This is a genomic window from Metabacillus mangrovi (assembly GCF_009711125.1).
Classification (GTDB): Bacteria; Bacillota; Bacilli; order Bacillales; family Bacillaceae; genus Metabacillus_B; species Metabacillus_B mangrovi.
The window spans coordinates 42,365-58,958 of sequence record NZ_WMIB01000017.1 but is presented as its reverse complement, the minus strand read 5'-3'; the positions used below and the strand labels follow the sequence as shown (position 1 = coordinate 58,958).

The window sequence follows — 16,594 nt, the reverse complement described above, 5'->3', positions numbered from 1 at the left end:
TATGTTGGAAACTGCATTACAGTTCGGCCTCCTGTTCCTATCCTTTGCTGGGTGGGGGCTTGCTGCATTTACTGTATTAAAAATGAATAGTGCGTTCATACCGGTGTTTTTACTGTCCGCTGTAACTGTGGTATTGTTCGGGGCCGGCACCATTCATTTTTTGCCGGAAGCAGCCTGGGCCTTATATGTAGGGGGCTTTGTGGCGCTCGCTCTGTTTTTATTTTTTGCAGGCAGAGGAAAATGTGCTTTGGACAAAAAACAGCTTCTTTCACCAGGTGCTGTTTTCTTTGCGGTTTCAACGATTATCCTGATGATCCTGCTTCAAGGGCTCTATTTTATTCACTATGACAATTTCAGCCACTGGGCTTTAATCGTTAAGGAAATGTACTTGATGGATGGACTGCCGGATGATTCGACAGTCATCACCTTTCAAAACTATCCGCCTGGAACGGCTGTTTTTATTTACTATGTGCTTAAATTTGTCGGATATGGAGAGAGCTATGCATTAATGGCTCAGGGCCTTCTCGTTCTATCCGGTTTAACCGCTCTTTTTGCATTTACAACATGGAAGAAGCCTTCTTATATCATAATGACGTGTATTGCCGCAACTGGGCTGTTCTTTTTGGAGTTTCACCGCATCTATAATTTACTTGTAGACTTCCCGCTTGCAATGATTGCCTTTACCCCGGTCATCATTGCCTATTACTACCGGACAGATTGGAAAAGAAGTATTTGGACGACTGTGCCGATCCTTGTTCTTCTTATTCTGATCAAGGATAGCGGAAAACTCTTTCTCGTCATCAATGTCCTTTTTATAACGGGCATGATGCTCTCTTCCGTTTGGAAGAAAGAGAAAGGATGGAAAAAGACTCTGGCTCCTGGCGCCGCCGCTGCTGTTTTGGCAGGGGTTCCGATTCTTTTCAATCTTCTATGGGGCAAATATACCGAAACAGCCTACCGGTCTTCTTATGCGGAGAATAAATTTGCGATTACTCCCTCCAAGCTTTTTGATCCGGAGAAAGGCAGTGAGTTTATACAAACGCTGCTGCTTAAAATGATCACCACGTTTATTAACTGGGAATCGACGGGGTTTATCACCTTTCTTGCCCTGAGTGCTGCTTGTGTTGCCGGCTTGATGCTGTTTCGCATATACAGCCGGAGTATTCCGAGGATGCTCATATACACTTTTACTTTTTTAATCGGGGCATTTTTGCTGTATATGACTTCGCTCTATCTGATGTACCTGTTCCTGATGCCCGAAAAGGAAGCGGTGGTCCTCGCTGGGTTTGGACGGTACACAGTAACCATTATTCTTTATACGGGTGCGATCGGAATGGGGGCTCTTCTTCTAGAATGGAGCAGGATCAAACAGCCTGCTGTAAAGACGGTCTCTGCTGTCATTTTTGCCCTTCTGTTTCTCACACCGGTTTATCTGAATTATGACCAGACTGCCAGGCCCGAGTTACAGGATACAGTTCGCGCGAAAGTAAAACCTGCGCTTGAAAGAATTGAAGAAGATGAAAAAGAAAACGCACGAATTCTTTACTATAGTCCAAAAAGCCAGGAAGATTCAGGTTATCTTCATTTCCTCGCTACGTACGAGCAGCTTTCGGAAAATCACGCGACCATCAAATCCTGCTCCAATGACGTTCAGAAAAAACAGTTCCGCAGCGAGTTGAAGAAAGCAGATTACCTGGTAATTGTCGATCACGACAACAGCTCATGCCTCACTACGGCTTCCCTGGATGCAGATGGCATATACAAAAGAGACGGAGCAACTTTTAAACGTCTCCAATAAAAATCATACAGGAAGACATCTGCCAGCTGGCGGACCAAGTTGAATCCCGGGACTTCCCGGGATTTTTTTAGATGAGAAAAAATACTAAATAACAGTGTAAAAAGGTCTATATAATCCGATAAAAAGGTTGTATGATGATTCTTAGGGCTTATAAAGACAATGAATATATTAAAGAAAAGGGTGCAGGGATGAAAAGGTTTAATGGGGTTGCGCTAAAGCTAATGATGGCCATATTGCTGCTCATTTCGTTTTCAGGTTATCAGCCGGCTGAAGCGGCAGAACAGAAAGTTTACAAGGAAGGTACTTACACAGTCGGCAAAGAGATTGCAGCTGGACTGAACAAGATTACCGCACCTGGAGGGACGGCTGAGATTTCTTTTGCCCGCGGTGATGTAATATATGTAGAAGAAGTGATCGAGGATGAGTACGAAGATGTCGATCAGTTTACGGCCAGTTTAAAAGCCGGGGATGAAATAATCATAGAATCCTATGCGGGACCTTCCGGTGTTCATATTGAGCACACAGCGAAAGCAGATTTGAATTACCTTCCTAACGGGTTATATGAAATCGGAAAGGACATTCCAGCAGGGAAGTACGCGCTGGACTTTCCGGAGGGAAACAGCAGTTTAGAACCGGAAATTTATATATTGGATTCCGCCTTTACTCAGAAAGACGGTTTTATCCTCTTACCTGAAGATCCGGCTTTGACCAGGACTCTGACAACCGGAGATTATCTCTATGTATCTTTTGTTAGTGATACCATGTATCTCAAACTTTTAAATCCGGCTCCATCCAGTATTACACTTGATAAAACAAGCCTTCAGATTCCAGCCGGGAACTCCCATACCCTTAAAGCGACTGTCCTCCCCGTGAACGCATTTGATAAAAGTGTAACGTGGAGCAGCAGCAGCAAACAGACAGCCACGGTAGATTCCAAAGGAAAAGTGACAGCGATCGCACCGGGAACGGCGGTGATTATTGCAACTGCTAAGGCAAATCCTTCTGTAAAGAAGTCGATTACGATAACCGTTACAAAGCCATTGCCTGCAAGCATCAGCCTCAGTAAAGGGGCGTTGAATATTACACCGGGACAAACGTACAAGGTAACTGCCACTGTCCTGCCTATTCAGGCGAGCGATAAGACCGTCCAATGGAAAAGCTCCAATCCGAGAGCGGCTGTTGTAGATTCCAAAGGTGCCATTAAAGGGGTCAAGGATGGAACAGCTGTCATTACAGCGACTGCAAAAGCCAACACGAAAGTGTACAAATCCATAACCGTTAAGGTTACTCAAAAAAGTGTAAAAGTGAGCAAGACTAAAACGTCTCTTTTTCAAGGAAAGACGGAAACGCTGACAGCTGCTGTTTCACCTTCTGACAGTATAGATAAGGCGGTTTCCTGGAAATCCTCCAACACGAAAATTGCAACGGTGGACAGCAAGGGGAAAGTAACGGGGAAAACAAAGGGAACAGCGGTCATTACTGCCTCCGTCAAAGGAGCCAAGACTGTTAAAGTAACGGTTACGGTAACTCCGCCAGTACTTGCTTCCTCAGTAAAAATTAATAAAGCATATGCTACCGTCAGCAAAGGAAGCTATGTGACTCTTTCTGCCTCAGTCAGTCCCGCGAGCACGACCAACAAATCGGTAAAATGGTCTTCTTCCAACACGAAAGTGGCAAAAGTGGACAGCAAAGGAAAAGTAACAGCTGTAGGAGCTGGATCGGCAAAAATAACAGTTTCGACTTCTAACCGGAAGACGGCCGTGACCACCATAACTGTCCCTTACGTAAAAAGCCTTGGTTCAGGAAACTGGAAGGGCGGGAAAGACATTCCGGCAGGCCGCTATAAAATTACAGCCCAATCCGGATACGGAAATCTGGTCATCGGTATGGGAACAGACCGGTTTGTAAACGAAATCCTTTCCAGTGAATACGATGAGTATGCCGTAACTACAGTAACCACAGACATCAAGTCAGGGGACAGCATTGAAATCTCAGGAATGGAAAGAGTTCAGTTCGTACAAGTGAAGAATGTAAAATCCAATACGCTTCATGCAGGACATTGGACTGTCGGAAAAGACATAGATCCCGGGAAATACCGGATTACCACGACATCTCATTCAGGAAATCTCGTAGTAACGCGCGGATATCAATTGCTTGTAAATGAAATCCTGTCCAATGGACAAAGTGATTATGGGGTAACAAGTGTAACGACAACCCTGAAATCCGGAGATCATATCGATATTGCCGGTATGAGCAAAGTAGTGTTTTCCAAAAGATAACAGATATAACGTTCAGCCGGCAGATGAACTGCCGGCTTTATTTTTTCACCGCCTTCTCTTTCGAATTTCCCTCATATGATGAGCCCTTCTTAGATACATTCATAAGAGGGATCCTATAGGAGGCGATAGCTTTGAACGTGGCGGTGCTGAATGCTTTAAAAAGTCCTGATAAGGCGGATCTTAAAGAGGCTCTGCGGAAGCTTGACTGCAAGCTTGAGGACGTGTTGCCGGAATTGAATGAATCAGACGGAAAGCCTTATTACCGGAAGCTGTTGTTTCAGAATGATGAGGTGGAGCTGCTTGTGATGAACTGGTCGGCCCTTGAGTGTGCCCCGCATGATCATGGGGAATCGCATGGCTGGATTCAGGTGCTGAGCGGGGTTTCAAAAAATACAGTGTTTGAGGCCCGGGACAGGTATTTACCGCGGGAGCTATTTGAAGAGCTGCACGAAGAGGGCAGGCTCTTTTTTGCGCCTCGAAAAGGGGTTCATAAAATGAAGGCGGAAGGCGGAGGGGAACTGGTCACGCTCCATTTGTATGCCCCGCCGATTACCGGGATGAAGGTGTATGATCTTGAGGCTTGTGCGGCCTGTGTAGTATCTGATGACTGCGGGGCGTGGTGGCCGGAGGAGCAGCGGCAGAGGGTGAAGGAAATCCGGCTTGCATATTCAGAGAACTCGTAGAGCATTATCCTTTTATAGGCCGTATCTGCAGCTGATAAGATAAGCAAAAAGAAAATGGGGCAGGCAGATATGGAAAAACAGCATATGCATCAGGCAAAAGCGCTGGTCAGGATGGCAGCAGAATATGAGATGACACTTAATCAAACTCCGTTGGGAAATCAGCTGATTGAGGGAGCCTTTCCGGTTGTCTGGCTTGGTGAGTCAAGGCCGGGGAGCTGGCTGACAATTGCCACAAATCCATCGCCTAAGGAATTTTTGAGGAGGGATGGCCGGCTTCTTTCTGATGAATCAGCAAGGTTTCCCATCCGGAAATTGTTCCGGGAAGAAGAGCAGCTTGAAGAATTAATTGAAGCGTATGAATCGTATTTTACAGGGGGAAAGGCATACCAGACATGGTTTGGAAGGCAGGGTGGAGCTAAGCTTGAGGGGTTTATGAACGGGCTTGGCGGTTCTTTTTACAGTTCCAATCATCACCCTGTGATCCATTCTGATCTGTTTCCATATGCAACGCGCACGCACATGGGGCGTCTGAAAGAAAAGGTGCAGCTTCTGAATTCCCCGTTTACGAGAGAGTTTTTGCAGGCAAAGCTTGAATTTCTGAAGCCGAGCCTGATTGTTTTTCTTGGGAAGGAGCATTGCAGTATGGTGCAGGGGCAGGGCTGGGGGATTGAATTTGAGCCGGAGCAGGCAGCATCCTCCTATCCAAGTGCCCGCTGGCAGGAGGGCTTCTATTCAAAGCTGGACATCCCTGTCCTCGGTCTGCATTTTAAGCCTTCCGAACAGTTCCTCGGTCTTGGCGGCAGTACGGACAGCCTCCAGAAAAGCCATGGAACGTATGGAACAAGGGCCGCTCTTACTGAAATTGGTCAGGAAATCAAGGAGAAAGCGAAAAAAGCTTTTTCCTGATGCTTTTAAAAATGGAAAAGATGGGTAAATAGAGATGGAAATCATCTTTATGACCAGGAGGAATGGCATGAAAAGGGTAGCGGAGACAGTGATGACGGTAATAGGAATGATCCTGTTTGGAATACTGGTTTTAGGAAGTCTGCTGTTTCATTTTATCTTTGCCAATTCGGAGCAGCTTAAAGCGAGCGGATCGTTTACCTTTGAGGAGAACATTCCGGGCTTCTCGGAGGAGCAGGTGATGGATTTTATGAGCGGAGGTGCCTTATTCATAGCAGCAGCTGCAGCCGTTTGTACGGTCCTTGGCCTTGTTTCCCTTCTGCTTTTAAAATCGAGACCGGGTGCTTCTGCAGTATTGAGCATCGTGGCTGGCGCTGCGGGAATCATCTTCACGGCAATGATTGGCTTTGTGGGCGGGGTATTGTATATAGCGGCCGGCATCATGATCCTCGTTAAATCAAAACGTGCATCCGCATCTTTACATAAGGAGGCCGGGCTTCAGTAGCCCGGTTTTTTATGCAACATCCCGCTTAACAAAAACTCCCCAGGCGAGCACCAGAAAAGAAGCAAGATGGAAAATCAGTACAGCTGCAGAGAAGCCGGGGCTCATCCCATCAAATACCGGCTGGGCATTTTCTGCGTACTGGCTGAAATTTGTGTTGGCAAACAAAAGATATTTTCCCCACTCCGCACCGGAATAGGCGAGCACTGATATGCTGCTTTTCGCAGCGAGGGTAACAATGAACGTCAGTCCGACAGCGAGAGCGGTACTTCGGAAAACAGCTGACAGCATGAAGGCAAAGGTCACAATCATGATCGATTCAACCAGTCCGTCAGCATAACTCCGCAATGCGGACTGAAAAAGCGCATCACCGGATTCAGTTGATGGGCCGAATAATAAAAGCCCGAGGAGCATGGACAGAAGAAAATACAAGAATAGAAAATACAGCGAGAAGAGGACCGCCGTAAGGTATTTGGCAGTCAGAATTTTGCTTCGGCTGGCTCTGCGGATGAGCAGGAACTTAATCGTCCCCCGCTCAAACTCGCTGGACACAATGGCACCGGATACGGCGGCTGCAAAAAAGGGGAGGACACCGAGGAATCCCGTTGTAAAAGAAAGATAGCCATAAACGTTTTCCCCTACTCCTGCACTGCTCAGCATTTTTTTCATGAAGATGGCCATGATAAAGCAAATGACAGTTAGGGAGATAGCAAGCGTCCACGTGCTTTTTTTGAATAGTATTTTCATATGTTCATTTTTCAGCAAGCGAATCATCGGTTCGGCTCCTTCGTTAATTCGAGGAAAGAATCTTCCAGATTTTTTGGCTTCGGCTGAATCGCATACACTCCGATACCTGCTTCAGCAAGTCTCCGGTTAACAGCCGGAATCTCTGAATGAGGGATCAGCAATTGTATCCCATCCGGTTTTGCCTCTGTCTGAGTGCCTTCCAAAAGCTTTACAGCCTCATCCGGCTTGTCTACCTCAAAGAAAACCGGAATCGGGAGGCTGTCCCTTTTTCCGCGGACCTCCTGCACCGATAAGATCTCACCATTGTTGATAATGGCTGCCCGGTCGCACAAATCTTCCACTTCCTTCAACAGGTGGGTTGAAATCAGGATAGCCGTATTTTCTTCATCCCTCAGCCGTTTCAAATAATCGCGGAGCTCACGTATCCCGGCCGGGTCAAGTCCATTCGTCGGCTCATCCAGCAGCAAAAGCTTCGGACGGTGCAGGATGGCCTGGGCAATCCCGAGACGCTGCCTCATTCCGAGTGAATACGTGCGAACCGGATCATGAATCCGGTCTATAAGGCCGGTCAGCTGTACAACCTCCGAAATCCGTTCACCTTCAACCGGATCACTCATGTTGGCAAAATGGACAAGATTTTGATACCCGCTCAGATAATGATAGAATTCAGGATTCTCCACAATCGCCCCTGCCTGGCTGATGGCTTCCTCAAACCGGTCTCTAATCGAATACCCCGAAATCTGAATAGCTCCAGTGGAGGAAACAAGCCCGAGCACAGACCGGATCAGCGTCGTTTTGCCGGAGCCGTTCGGACCGAGCAGGCCGACAATTTCCCCGCTGCTGACAGTAAGGCTGATCTCATTCAGTATCCTCCGGCGGCGAATGGTTTTGCTTACCTTATGAAGCTGTAAGACAGCTGTTTTTTCCATGCTCCTGCACCTCCAGTCTCTTCTTAGACTATAGCTCAATTTGATCCTGTAAGGGGGAAATAAATTGCAAAAAAGCAGCCTATGGCTGCTTTTTGCAAATGTCGAATACGCTCGAAAAGTCGATATATCTAAATAATGGTCGATATATCTTAAAAATCGTCGATATATCCAAATTTTAGTCGATAAAACGAAATAATCGTCGATATATCAAAAAAATGGTCGATATCCGTGGTGTTGCAGTCCCGCTGCCTCTTTTAGAGCGCTTCTTTGATCACTTTCCGGTAATAAATGACTGACAGCACTCCAAAAATAGAATACAGCCCTGAATAAATGACCATCACGATAATAATGGGGGTCCAAAGCTCTGCTCCGAAGAAGAACCATCCGGATTGCACGGCAAAATAGCTGTGGAGCAGTCCGAGAATCAGCGGAATTCCGAAATTGAAGAGCTGCTTAACGCGAATTCCGCTGATGAGGTCATCGCGGGTAAATCCAAGCTTCCGCAGAATCGTGTAATTTGGTTTTTCCTCCTCGCTTTCGTCCATTTGCTTAAAGTAGAGGATGCACCCTGAACTGATCAGGAAGGCGAGGCCGAGGAAGCCGACGATGAACATGGTGAGACCCATATTGATTTTCTGTCCTTCTGCTTCCTGGAATTGGGATACCTGGTACTCTTTCACGGCTACGGTTTTGAACAAAACGTTGGCCGCATCAAGGTTCTCCGCATCCGGAATGTCGATTCCGATATACCGATTGTTATCCTTCTTTATCGCGGGGTCCTGATTTTTTTTCAGTTCCTGAAAGACCGCTTCATCTACAACAGCAACTGGCATTCCGCCAGTGAAATTCAGTGAAACGATGAACGGGTCTTCCATGCCTGTATACTTTTGCGGAATGGTCTGATTCCCGATCTTCCATGCGATCTCTCCCTCAGGCTTCAGGGGCAGAATGCGATTCTGTATATCTGTCATTCCGGTAAAATAAACTTCTTCCGGTGAGAGATCGGGCCCATCCGTGCTTTTATCGCTGACTACTGGCAAAACTGCCCTGCTTGAGTCAAAAGCAGCGTTCTCGGTTTCAGATAGGAGGATATCCTGAAAATCTGCATAAGCCTGGAGGACCTCCCTGGTATCCAGTTCAAAAGGAATCCCTTCCTCTTTCAAGGCTGTCTGAAAGGTTTCGGCAGACTCCTGGTTTGTAAAGGAGAAGTCGTTTGGCACATAATATTCCGCTGTTTTTTCTGCAGAATAGTAGGAAATATAACTTAAGGAAAGCAGGCCCAGAGCAAGAGCTGAAACCGTCGTGATGATCGTCAGCAGCAGGGAGTTGGATTTCATCCGGAACATGATGGATGAAAGCGACAGCACATCCCGGACCGGCATGTACCCTTTTTTGCGCCTGCGCATTATATTTAATAGAAAACGGACAGAGCCTTTATAAAAGAAGTAGGTTCCGATAATGACGGATGCAAGGATGAAAATCATAGACATAAACAGGGCCATCATGTTGGTGAAATCCCCTTCAAACAGTCTTGAAGAAACATAATATCCTGCTCCGATCAGACCGATTCCAAGTATTCCTATAACAGCCTCCAAAACCGATGTCCTTTTTACTTTTCCCTCTGTTGAGGATGTTTTGCGGAAGAGGGAAAGGATTGTCTGGCGCTTTATATAAAGGTAATTCATCGCCATGATCAGCAGGTAGCCTGCTATAAACACGATCGCCGTCTGCAGGAGGGCTTCCGGAGAAAACCGCAGGGAGGCGATCGCCTGGACTCCGGTAATTTTATACAGAATCATGATAATGAGCTTTGAAAAGAAGAAACCGAGCAGGATTCCGGCCGCGATTGAGCTGAAATATAAAATGAAATTTTCAGCGGTTAAAATCCTGAAGATCTTCGACTTTGTCATGCCGATCAGCTGAAACAAACCAATCTCCTTGCTTCTTCTTTTAATGAAAATGGTGTTGGCATACAAAAGAAAAACAGAAATAATTCCGACCAGCAGGACAGAGGCTGCTCGTATGGCTGCGCCTCCTTTGATGGATCCCTCCACTTCATCCATAGAAGGGTCGTATTGAAGAGTAACGAAGGCAAAGTACAGGGCAGCGCTGAAAATCAAAGCGAACACATACAGGTAATAATTTTTCAGGTTTTTCTTCAGATTGCGGAAGATCAGCTGATTAATGCTCATTTTGCACACCGCCAAGCACGCCTTGCGTCTTCATAATATCCTGAAAGAAGCTTTGTCTCGATTGATCTCCTTTATGGAGCTGAGTAAACAGCTGTCCGTCTTTTATAAAGACCACGCGGCTGCAGTAGCTCGCAGCTGTGGGATCATGGGTAACCATAATAATGGTGGCGTGCCGTTTCTTATTCAGATCATACAGCTTATTAAGCAAGTCGGATGCGGCTTTTGAATCAAGTGCCCCTGTCGGCTCATCTGCAAAAATGATACTAGGTTCATGGATAAATGCCCGGGCTGCAGACGTTCTTTGTTTTTGCCCCCCGGAAATTTCGTTCGGGTATTTATTTTCCAATTCCAGAATACCAAGCTCTTCGGCAACGGTCTGAAACCGCTGCTGTGCTTCCTTCCGGGGAGCTTTCGTAACGGAAAGGGGGAGCAGGATGTTCTCTTTAACGGTAAGGGTATCAAGAAGATTGTACTCCTGAAAGATAAATCCGAGGTGGTGCTTCCGGAACTCGGCAAGCTTTTTTTCTTTCATAGAGGTGATATCCGTGCCCTGGATGGAAATGGATCCGCTGTTGATCCGGTCTATTGAGGAAAGGACGTTTAGAAGAGTGGTTTTGCCGGAGCCGGATGCTCCCATGATGCTGACAAATTCCCCTTTGGAAAACTGAAGGTCCAGTCCCTTTAAAACCTCCTGCCTGTTAAATTTAGTGCCATAGCTTTTATGAATGTTGGATGCTTCTAAAATCATCAATATAATCGGCTCCTTTACTCGCTGTTACATAAAGTATAAAAGCATTTCCCGTGGTTTTCCTTTGAAACAGGGCACAAAAAGAAAAACCATGTGACGATTTTGTCACATGGTGTGGATCTTCACAAATTCATTCTGGTCAGGGAAGGTGAGGATAAAGCTTGTCCCTTCATTAGGCGTGGAGCTTGCCTCAAGATCCATGTGCATAACCCGGGCGGCTTTATTTGCGAGGTACAGCCCCATACCGGTCGAGGAGGGGTCCAGATGATGAACGGCGGAAGTAAATCCCTTATCAAAGATTCTCGGCAAATCCTTCGGGTCAATTCCCCGGCCAAAATCTTTTATTTCAAGCTGCACCTTGCTGGCGTTAAACTTGCTGGTGACATGGATATCACTGCTGCTGCTGTATTTCACGGCGTTTGTAAGGATCTGCCGGAGAATAAAGGCCAGCCATTTTCCGTCACTTAAAACAGAGCCGGCTTCAAGCTGCACCTCAAAGCCGATGTTCTTGGCCATGCACCATGCCTGCAGTGTTTTTAATTCACTGAAGAGGAGCGATTGCAGATTTACATTTTCGATATAGAGGTCATTTTCCATAAAGGGCAGTCTCTTTTGATGCAGCTGCCGGTCCAGCAGCAGATGGATCCGGAGCCACTCGTGATTTAACTGGCTCTTTATCTTTTCATCGTCGATCCTTCCAATAATCAGATTCATAGCTGTAAGGGGTGTTTTGACCTCGTGTATCCAGGCGAGCAGTTCATCCTTCTCCCGCTCAAGCTCTGACCGCTGGGCTGCAGCTGTTTCCTTCAAGTGATGAAGGTGGGAGACCATGCTTGCCTCTACAATCTTCTCAAAGGGGCTATCCGGTTCAGCGATCCCTGTCGTATCAAGCTCTTCCCCCCGTTCCAGAAGGCTCCTGTAGAACCTCGTTTCTTTTTGATAACGAAAGCAAAGAAACAAAAGGAAGATCCCGGTTGAAAGAGCGACCATATACAAAACCGAAGCGAAGGGAACGGTAGAGTCAATAAAAGCGGTAAAAAGGATGAGGGATTGTGTAAACAGAAAAACGGCGATCCAGCTTATTTTTTCCCTTATGTATTTACTGATCATAGCTGTCTTCCTCATATGCGATGTATCCCTGGCCGACTTTTGTCTGAATGCAGTGTCCAAGCTTCAGTTCATCCAGTCTTTTCCGAAGGCGGTTTACGTTGACGGTCAAGGTATTATCACTGATAAAGCGTTCATCATCCCACAACCGGCTGATCAGTGCTTCCCGGCTGACGATCTTGTTTTTCTGCTCAACCAGCAGTTTTAAAATATAGCTTTCATTTTTTGATAGTTCGACCGAGCCATATTCATTGCTGACGGTATTTTTTTCATAGTCCAGTGCAGCACCGCGCCACGTTTTTAGTTCGGGCTTCTCTGCACCATAATTGTATGCCCTGCGCAGCAATGCATGAATTTTAGCAATCAGCACGTCAAAATGAAAAGGCTTCTGAATGAAGTCATCGGCGCCGAACTGCATCGACATGACGATATCAGACGGGTGGTCCCGGGAGGATAAAAAGAGAATCGGAACATTTGAGCGGGAACGGATCATCCTGCACCAGTGAAAGCCATCATACTTCGGCAGCTGGATATCGATAATGACCAGATCGGGGTTGATCTCGATAAATTCCTGAAAAACCAGGCTGAAATCGTGGATTCCATGAATTTCATAGGACCATTGAGAAAGCCGCTCTCTTATCTCTGAAAATAGCGTTGTATCGTCTTCAATTAGTAGGAGTTTAAACAAAGGGGTTCACCACGTTTTTACAGTAATTGTATCGAAAAAAGAGAGGATGTGCTACCGGGGAAACCATCTTGATTCAGAATGGACTGGAGAAAAGGATGCCTATTTTCTCAAATCTCTCAATTTCTCACCTGCTTTCTCCTTTCTGCGCTAATCATACATGAGACAAACGCCAATTTTGGTGAGTTATACCTTTTTTAGGGTTTCAGACCAAGCAGAATCTACTAATAGTAATACCTTATAGAGAGTTCCAAATGATTGTTTGGAATATCTTTAAGGAAAGAGGCTGAAAGAATGAACAATTGTTTTAATGAGTGTCCTTGCAGTACGGAACTGGCGCCGATCAATGAAACGTTTCCGGTTCCTCCTTGCGTTGCAAGCATTGGCACACCGACTGTTTACAGCTGTCCGATTAATCTGGATTCTGAAAAAGGGTGCTGCTCCGCAGAGGCAGAGGTTGAGATTTGCGGACAGAGCCTTGTCTGCTCCATTGACCTTTACTACGTCCGGTACAGCGGGATCGTAACCTTTACAATTGTGCTTCCAGTGTTTGATGGCGAGACATGCCCTGTGCCGGAAACCATCACGCTGGTGATCCCGTATGACATCGGTTCTCAAATCTGCTATTACTGTGAAAAAACGTGTCCGCCTGAACTGCCATGTGATGCGTTTACACTTGAAAATCTTCAATTTGTTTTGGATACAGAAGCCGATACCATCACTGTTACTGCACAGCCGGTATTTGAGTGCCCGCAGGCAGCTGAGTAATTGATTGAACAGTAAGAAGAAGGCCCCGGCGGTTGCCGGGGCCGTCTTTTTAAAAGAGAGCTTTCATTTTTGCAAGGAAACGGTGATACCAAGCTCCTTTTTTCACGTTACCTGCAGCGGGTCTTTTAGAAGCTGCAGGACCTGAAGAAGAACCTTCTTTCACAATGATTTTTGCCTGCAGAACAGGTTTTCCTCCGCAGCCGCATGGCTTCTTTTTAGCAGCATCCTTTTCAGCCAAGGACCCTTCACCTCCTTCATCAAGCTCCTTTTATAGTATGCTCTACCAAAGAAGCTTGTTTGGACATCTATCAATTTGGCCATTTTACCTTTCAGCCGCCAAAGATTCGATAAAGGCGGCCACATTCATTTTGCTTTCCATCGCAGGGGAATACACCATTGAGAGTTTTCGTTTGAAAGAATGTCCCTGCAGCGGGATGATCGAGAGGGCATGGTGCTGAACCTCCCGATCGATGACATGGCGGGATAAAAGGGATAACGCATCCATTCCGCTTATCAGCGTCCCTTTGATCCCCTGGTTGCTGCTGATGGTGAGAAAGGAATTCACCTTTAATCCGTTGGATCGTATGACATGTTCGAGATACTCCCTTGTACCGGAGCCTTCCTCCCTCGTTACCCAGTTGCGGCTGTGAAGATCGTCAATCATTACGCGCTTTTTTTGAGCGAGCACGTGGTCTGCAGATGAGACGAGAAACAGTTCATCTTCCATGAACGGTTCAACGGTCAGTTCCTTTTCATTTGTCTGTCCTTCAATCAGGCCGATGTCCACTTTGAAAAGCCTGACCGATTCAATGACCTCTTCTGTGTTCCCGATCATCACTTCGATGTCGAGGTCCGGATATTTTTTCTGAAAGCCGACGAGGAAGGCCGGAAGGATGTATTCGCCGATTGTAAAGCTGGCCCCAATCACAAGCTTTCCTTTCACATCGTGATGGTGCTCGAGGATATCAAGCTTCGTCTGGCTGTATATATTAATGATTTGCTTTGCGCGGTTATACAGGATCTCGCCGGTTGGAGTGATTTTCAAGGATTTTGGAGACCGCACGAAAAGGCTTGTCTGAAACTCTTTTTCAAGGTTTTTGATATGCAGACTGACGCTGGGCTGTGAAATATGGAGGATGTCCGCCGTTTTTGTGAAGTTTTTCACTTCTGCGAGAGTAGTGAATGTTTTGAGTGAATCTAAATGCATAATAAGCCGCCCCTCTGCTAAAAAGATGAATCGTTTCTTTCTACTTTACAAATTCCAATACAGAAAATCCATAAGAAAAACCGGCCCTTTGATGAAGTACCGGTTTTTCTGGCTTTATTTTTGAATCGTAATCGTTTCTGTCGTTCCGGCAGGAATCGTTCTTTTTACTTCCAGATACTGTTTGCCGTCCGCGCTATAGTTTTGCACCGTTTTCCCGGCTGAAACCTGATAGGTTCCCTCTTTCATATAAACCGGAACGGAAACGGTCATCGGCTTCTTCAGCCTGTTCGTCAGTGTGACTTGCTGGGATTCAGCCTGTCCGTCATTTGCTTCTTCATAGGAGGCTTCATAAGACATTGTTCTCGTCGTGATGTCCCCGTTCTCATATATAGGGATGGAGCTGTGTTCTCCTTCGTAGATGTAATCTTTGAGGAGGCCATCTTGAACCGTGAAATTCCGGAAGCCAGCATAAGGCTTGCCTGACAGTTCAATCGCTGTGGTTGTCGCATAAAGGATGCCGTTCTGTTCGGTGATGTTATCCTCGTGCGTATGACCGTGCAGGCTTGTATCTACCTCATACTGCTCCATGACATCGACAAGCTCCTGGGCTCCTTCTCCATGCCACTGCTGGTCATACTTTATGCCGAGCTTCATCCCGAGGGCAAGCGTAGTAAGCTTTTGCGGGTCATGCTGCTCATCATACTGCTCCCAGTACCTTTGAACGTCATGATCGGTCTGCGGCCAAAGATCACGGTCCCTCCAAAGCGGGTTGTGGTGGGAGAACAGGCCACGGATCTGGCTGTCATCCGACTTTTCGGCGTTTTGCGCAAGGTCGTTTTTGATCCAGTCCAGCTGCTCATTCCGGATTTGCCCGCCCCAGGTCGGGACAAGGACAGTTCCGCTGCCGCTGCGGTTGATCTTATTCCAGTCAAAAGAGTTGTAGCCGATAAAGTGGGCGTACGGACCATAATCAAAGGAGAAATACTGCGGGCCGAAATAGTTTTCCCAATACTTCGCCCCGTCTGTCAGAGTCGCATCCTGCGCATAGTAGTCGTGGTTCCCTGGTACGAGAAAAACCGGCACATTCAGTTTCTGCAGAACTTCGTACGTTTCTTTATATTCGTATACGTACTCCAGCGGATTCAGCTGTCCGAACATTAAGTCACCGGTAATCACAACAAAATCCGGCTTTGCCAGATTGACCTCGCTGATTGTTTTTTGAAGGTAAAGCCAGCGCTTATCCTTGTCTGGGTGCCACATCCCGGTTTCTTTAGACCGGGCGATACTGACTGAAGAAATGCCGTCAGCAAGGTTGCGGGGGGAGCCGACGTGCGTATCCGTCACATGAAAAAACGTAAAATCCTTCTTGAATTCATCAACGGCTTTGACAGAGTGGGGCTGCCTGTCTGTTATCTGTTTACCGTCTGCCGTATAGGAAACTTCCAGATCATACAGCTGCTCCGGCACTTCAGCAGGAATTTCAACTGTAACATCCTGTATGCTGACGCTTTTCTTCCAATGTGAGCTTCCCGGAGCTGTATTTTTCACAGGCAGTTCATATTCAGAGGATAGCGGGGAATGATTCGTTGGCGTAAGCTTGACGGACCAGTTATCGGCGGTTTTTCCCTGAGTATCGACCTTCACTGTCATGGCAGTGCCTTTTTTTGTGATGGAAGGAGTGGAAAAGAGCGGATACAGAATCTGATTCACTTTTGCATTCTTAGCTGTAATTCCCGGTTCTTCATCCAGAAAATTTTCTGTATCGCCAATCCCGCCATCCTGTTTGGGATTAGCTGGTTCTTCAGCGGCAAGGCCTGAAGGGGCGATGGAGAAAAATAAAACGGCAGTGAACAAAATAGACCAGAACGATTTCACACGTACAACCTCCTTGTTTTAAACAAAGCAATCATAGCAGTGAATTGTTAAGCGGGTGTTTAGAATGGATGACAGCACTGTTCGGATTTTAAAATCAGAAATACTAATAACGACCATTATAACTATGTATTTTACTAATAATAGAAACCGGGTTAGAGTAAAAGAAGCACA

The 16,594-nt window shown here is 46.4% G+C and carries 15 protein-coding genes; 6 read left to right on the top strand and 9 right to left on the bottom strand.

What is annotated here, in order from left to right:
• Positions 1 to 4 precede the first annotated feature (4 nt).
• From GKZ89_RS15040 to GKZ89_RS15020, 5 genes are all read left to right on the top strand, one after another.
• On the top strand, positions 5 to 1,798 hold the full coding sequence (locus tag GKZ89_RS15040) for a hypothetical protein (RefSeq protein WP_155113229.1): 1,794 nt from the start codon (positions 5 to 7) through the stop codon (positions 1,796 to 1,798).
• A gap of 134 nt (positions 1,799 to 1,932) precedes the next feature.
• Positions 1,933 to 4,077: an Ig-like domain-containing protein gene (locus GKZ89_RS15035; protein WP_162356934.1), complete on the top strand. Its 2,145-nt coding sequence runs from the start codon at positions 1,933 to 1,935 to the stop codon at positions 4,075 to 4,077.
• A 137-nt stretch (positions 4,078 to 4,214) separates the two neighbouring features.
• Positions 4,215 to 4,760 (top strand): cysteine dioxygenase, encoded by a 546-nt coding sequence (locus tag GKZ89_RS15030; RefSeq protein ID WP_338324937.1) that lies wholly within the window; start codon positions 4,215 to 4,217, stop codon positions 4,758 to 4,760.
• A 69-nt stretch (positions 4,761 to 4,829) separates the two neighbouring features.
• Positions 4,830 to 5,666, top strand: a complete 837-nt coding sequence (locus GKZ89_RS15025; RefSeq protein ID WP_155113226.1) for a hypothetical protein — start codon at positions 4,830 to 4,832, stop codon at positions 5,664 to 5,666.
• A 67-nt stretch (positions 5,667 to 5,733) separates the two neighbouring features.
• Positions 5,734 to 6,168, top strand: a complete 435-nt coding sequence (locus GKZ89_RS15020) for a DUF4064 domain-containing protein (protein WP_162356932.1) — start codon at positions 5,734 to 5,736, stop codon at positions 6,166 to 6,168.
• A gap of 9 nt (positions 6,169 to 6,177) precedes the next feature.
• Here the strand turns inward: GKZ89_RS15020 and GKZ89_RS15015 are convergent, their stop codons facing one another.
• The 6 genes from GKZ89_RS15015 to GKZ89_RS14990 form a co-directional block, all read right to left on the bottom strand.
• Positions 6,178 to 6,939 (bottom strand): ABC transporter permease, encoded by a 762-nt coding sequence (locus tag GKZ89_RS15015; RefSeq protein WP_155113224.1) that lies wholly within the window; start codon positions 6,937 to 6,939, stop codon positions 6,178 to 6,180.
• On the bottom strand, positions 6,936 to 7,841 hold the full coding sequence (locus GKZ89_RS15010; RefSeq protein WP_155113223.1) for an ABC transporter ATP-binding protein: 906 nt from the start codon (positions 7,839 to 7,841) through the stop codon (positions 6,936 to 6,938). The genes GKZ89_RS15015 and GKZ89_RS15010 overlap by 4 nt, the downstream gene beginning before the upstream one ends.
• Before the next feature lie 254 nt (positions 7,842 to 8,095).
• On the bottom strand, positions 8,096 to 10,033 hold the full coding sequence (locus GKZ89_RS15005) for an ABC transporter permease (protein WP_155113222.1): 1,938 nt from the start codon (positions 10,031 to 10,033) through the stop codon (positions 8,096 to 8,098).
• On the bottom strand, positions 10,023 to 10,784 hold the full coding sequence (locus GKZ89_RS15000; protein ID WP_155113221.1) for an ABC transporter ATP-binding protein: 762 nt from the start codon (positions 10,782 to 10,784) through the stop codon (positions 10,023 to 10,025). Before GKZ89_RS15000 ends, GKZ89_RS15005 begins: the two co-directional genes overlap by 11 nt.
• 102 nt (positions 10,785 to 10,886) lie before the next feature.
• The gene (locus tag GKZ89_RS14995) at positions 10,887 to 11,891 is read right to left on the bottom strand and encodes a sensor histidine kinase (protein WP_155113252.1); all 1,005 of its coding nucleotides are present in this window, start codon (positions 11,889 to 11,891) and stop codon (positions 10,887 to 10,889) included.
• Positions 11,881 to 12,576, bottom strand: a complete 696-nt coding sequence (locus GKZ89_RS14990; RefSeq protein ID WP_155113220.1) for a response regulator transcription factor — start codon at positions 12,574 to 12,576, stop codon at positions 11,881 to 11,883. The genes GKZ89_RS14995 and GKZ89_RS14990 overlap by 11 nt, the downstream gene beginning before the upstream one ends.
• 291 nt (positions 12,577 to 12,867) lie before the next feature.
• Between GKZ89_RS14990 and GKZ89_RS14985 the strand changes: the two genes are divergently transcribed.
• The gene (locus tag GKZ89_RS14985; protein ID WP_155113219.1) at positions 12,868 to 13,341 is read left to right on the top strand and encodes a hypothetical protein; all 474 of its coding nucleotides are present in this window, start codon (positions 12,868 to 12,870) and stop codon (positions 13,339 to 13,341) included.
• A 49-nt stretch (positions 13,342 to 13,390) separates the two neighbouring features.
• Here GKZ89_RS14985 and GKZ89_RS14980 read toward each other — a convergent pair whose 3' ends face one another.
• From GKZ89_RS14980 to GKZ89_RS14970, 3 genes are all read right to left on the bottom strand, one after another.
• Positions 13,391 to 13,579, bottom strand: a complete 189-nt coding sequence (locus tag GKZ89_RS14980) for a hypothetical protein (protein WP_155113218.1) — start codon at positions 13,577 to 13,579, stop codon at positions 13,391 to 13,393.
• A gap of 84 nt (positions 13,580 to 13,663) precedes the next feature.
• Positions 13,664 to 14,548, bottom strand: coding sequence for a LysR family transcriptional regulator (locus tag GKZ89_RS14975; protein ID WP_155113217.1), 885 nt, complete (start codon positions 14,546 to 14,548; stop codon positions 13,664 to 13,666).
• A gap of 114 nt (positions 14,549 to 14,662) precedes the next feature.
• A complete protein-coding gene (locus tag GKZ89_RS14970) occupies positions 14,663 to 16,423 on the bottom strand; it encodes a metallophosphoesterase family protein (RefSeq protein WP_155113216.1) in 1,761 nt (586 codons plus the stop codon).
• Between the last annotated feature and the right edge of the window lie 171 nt (positions 16,424 to 16,594).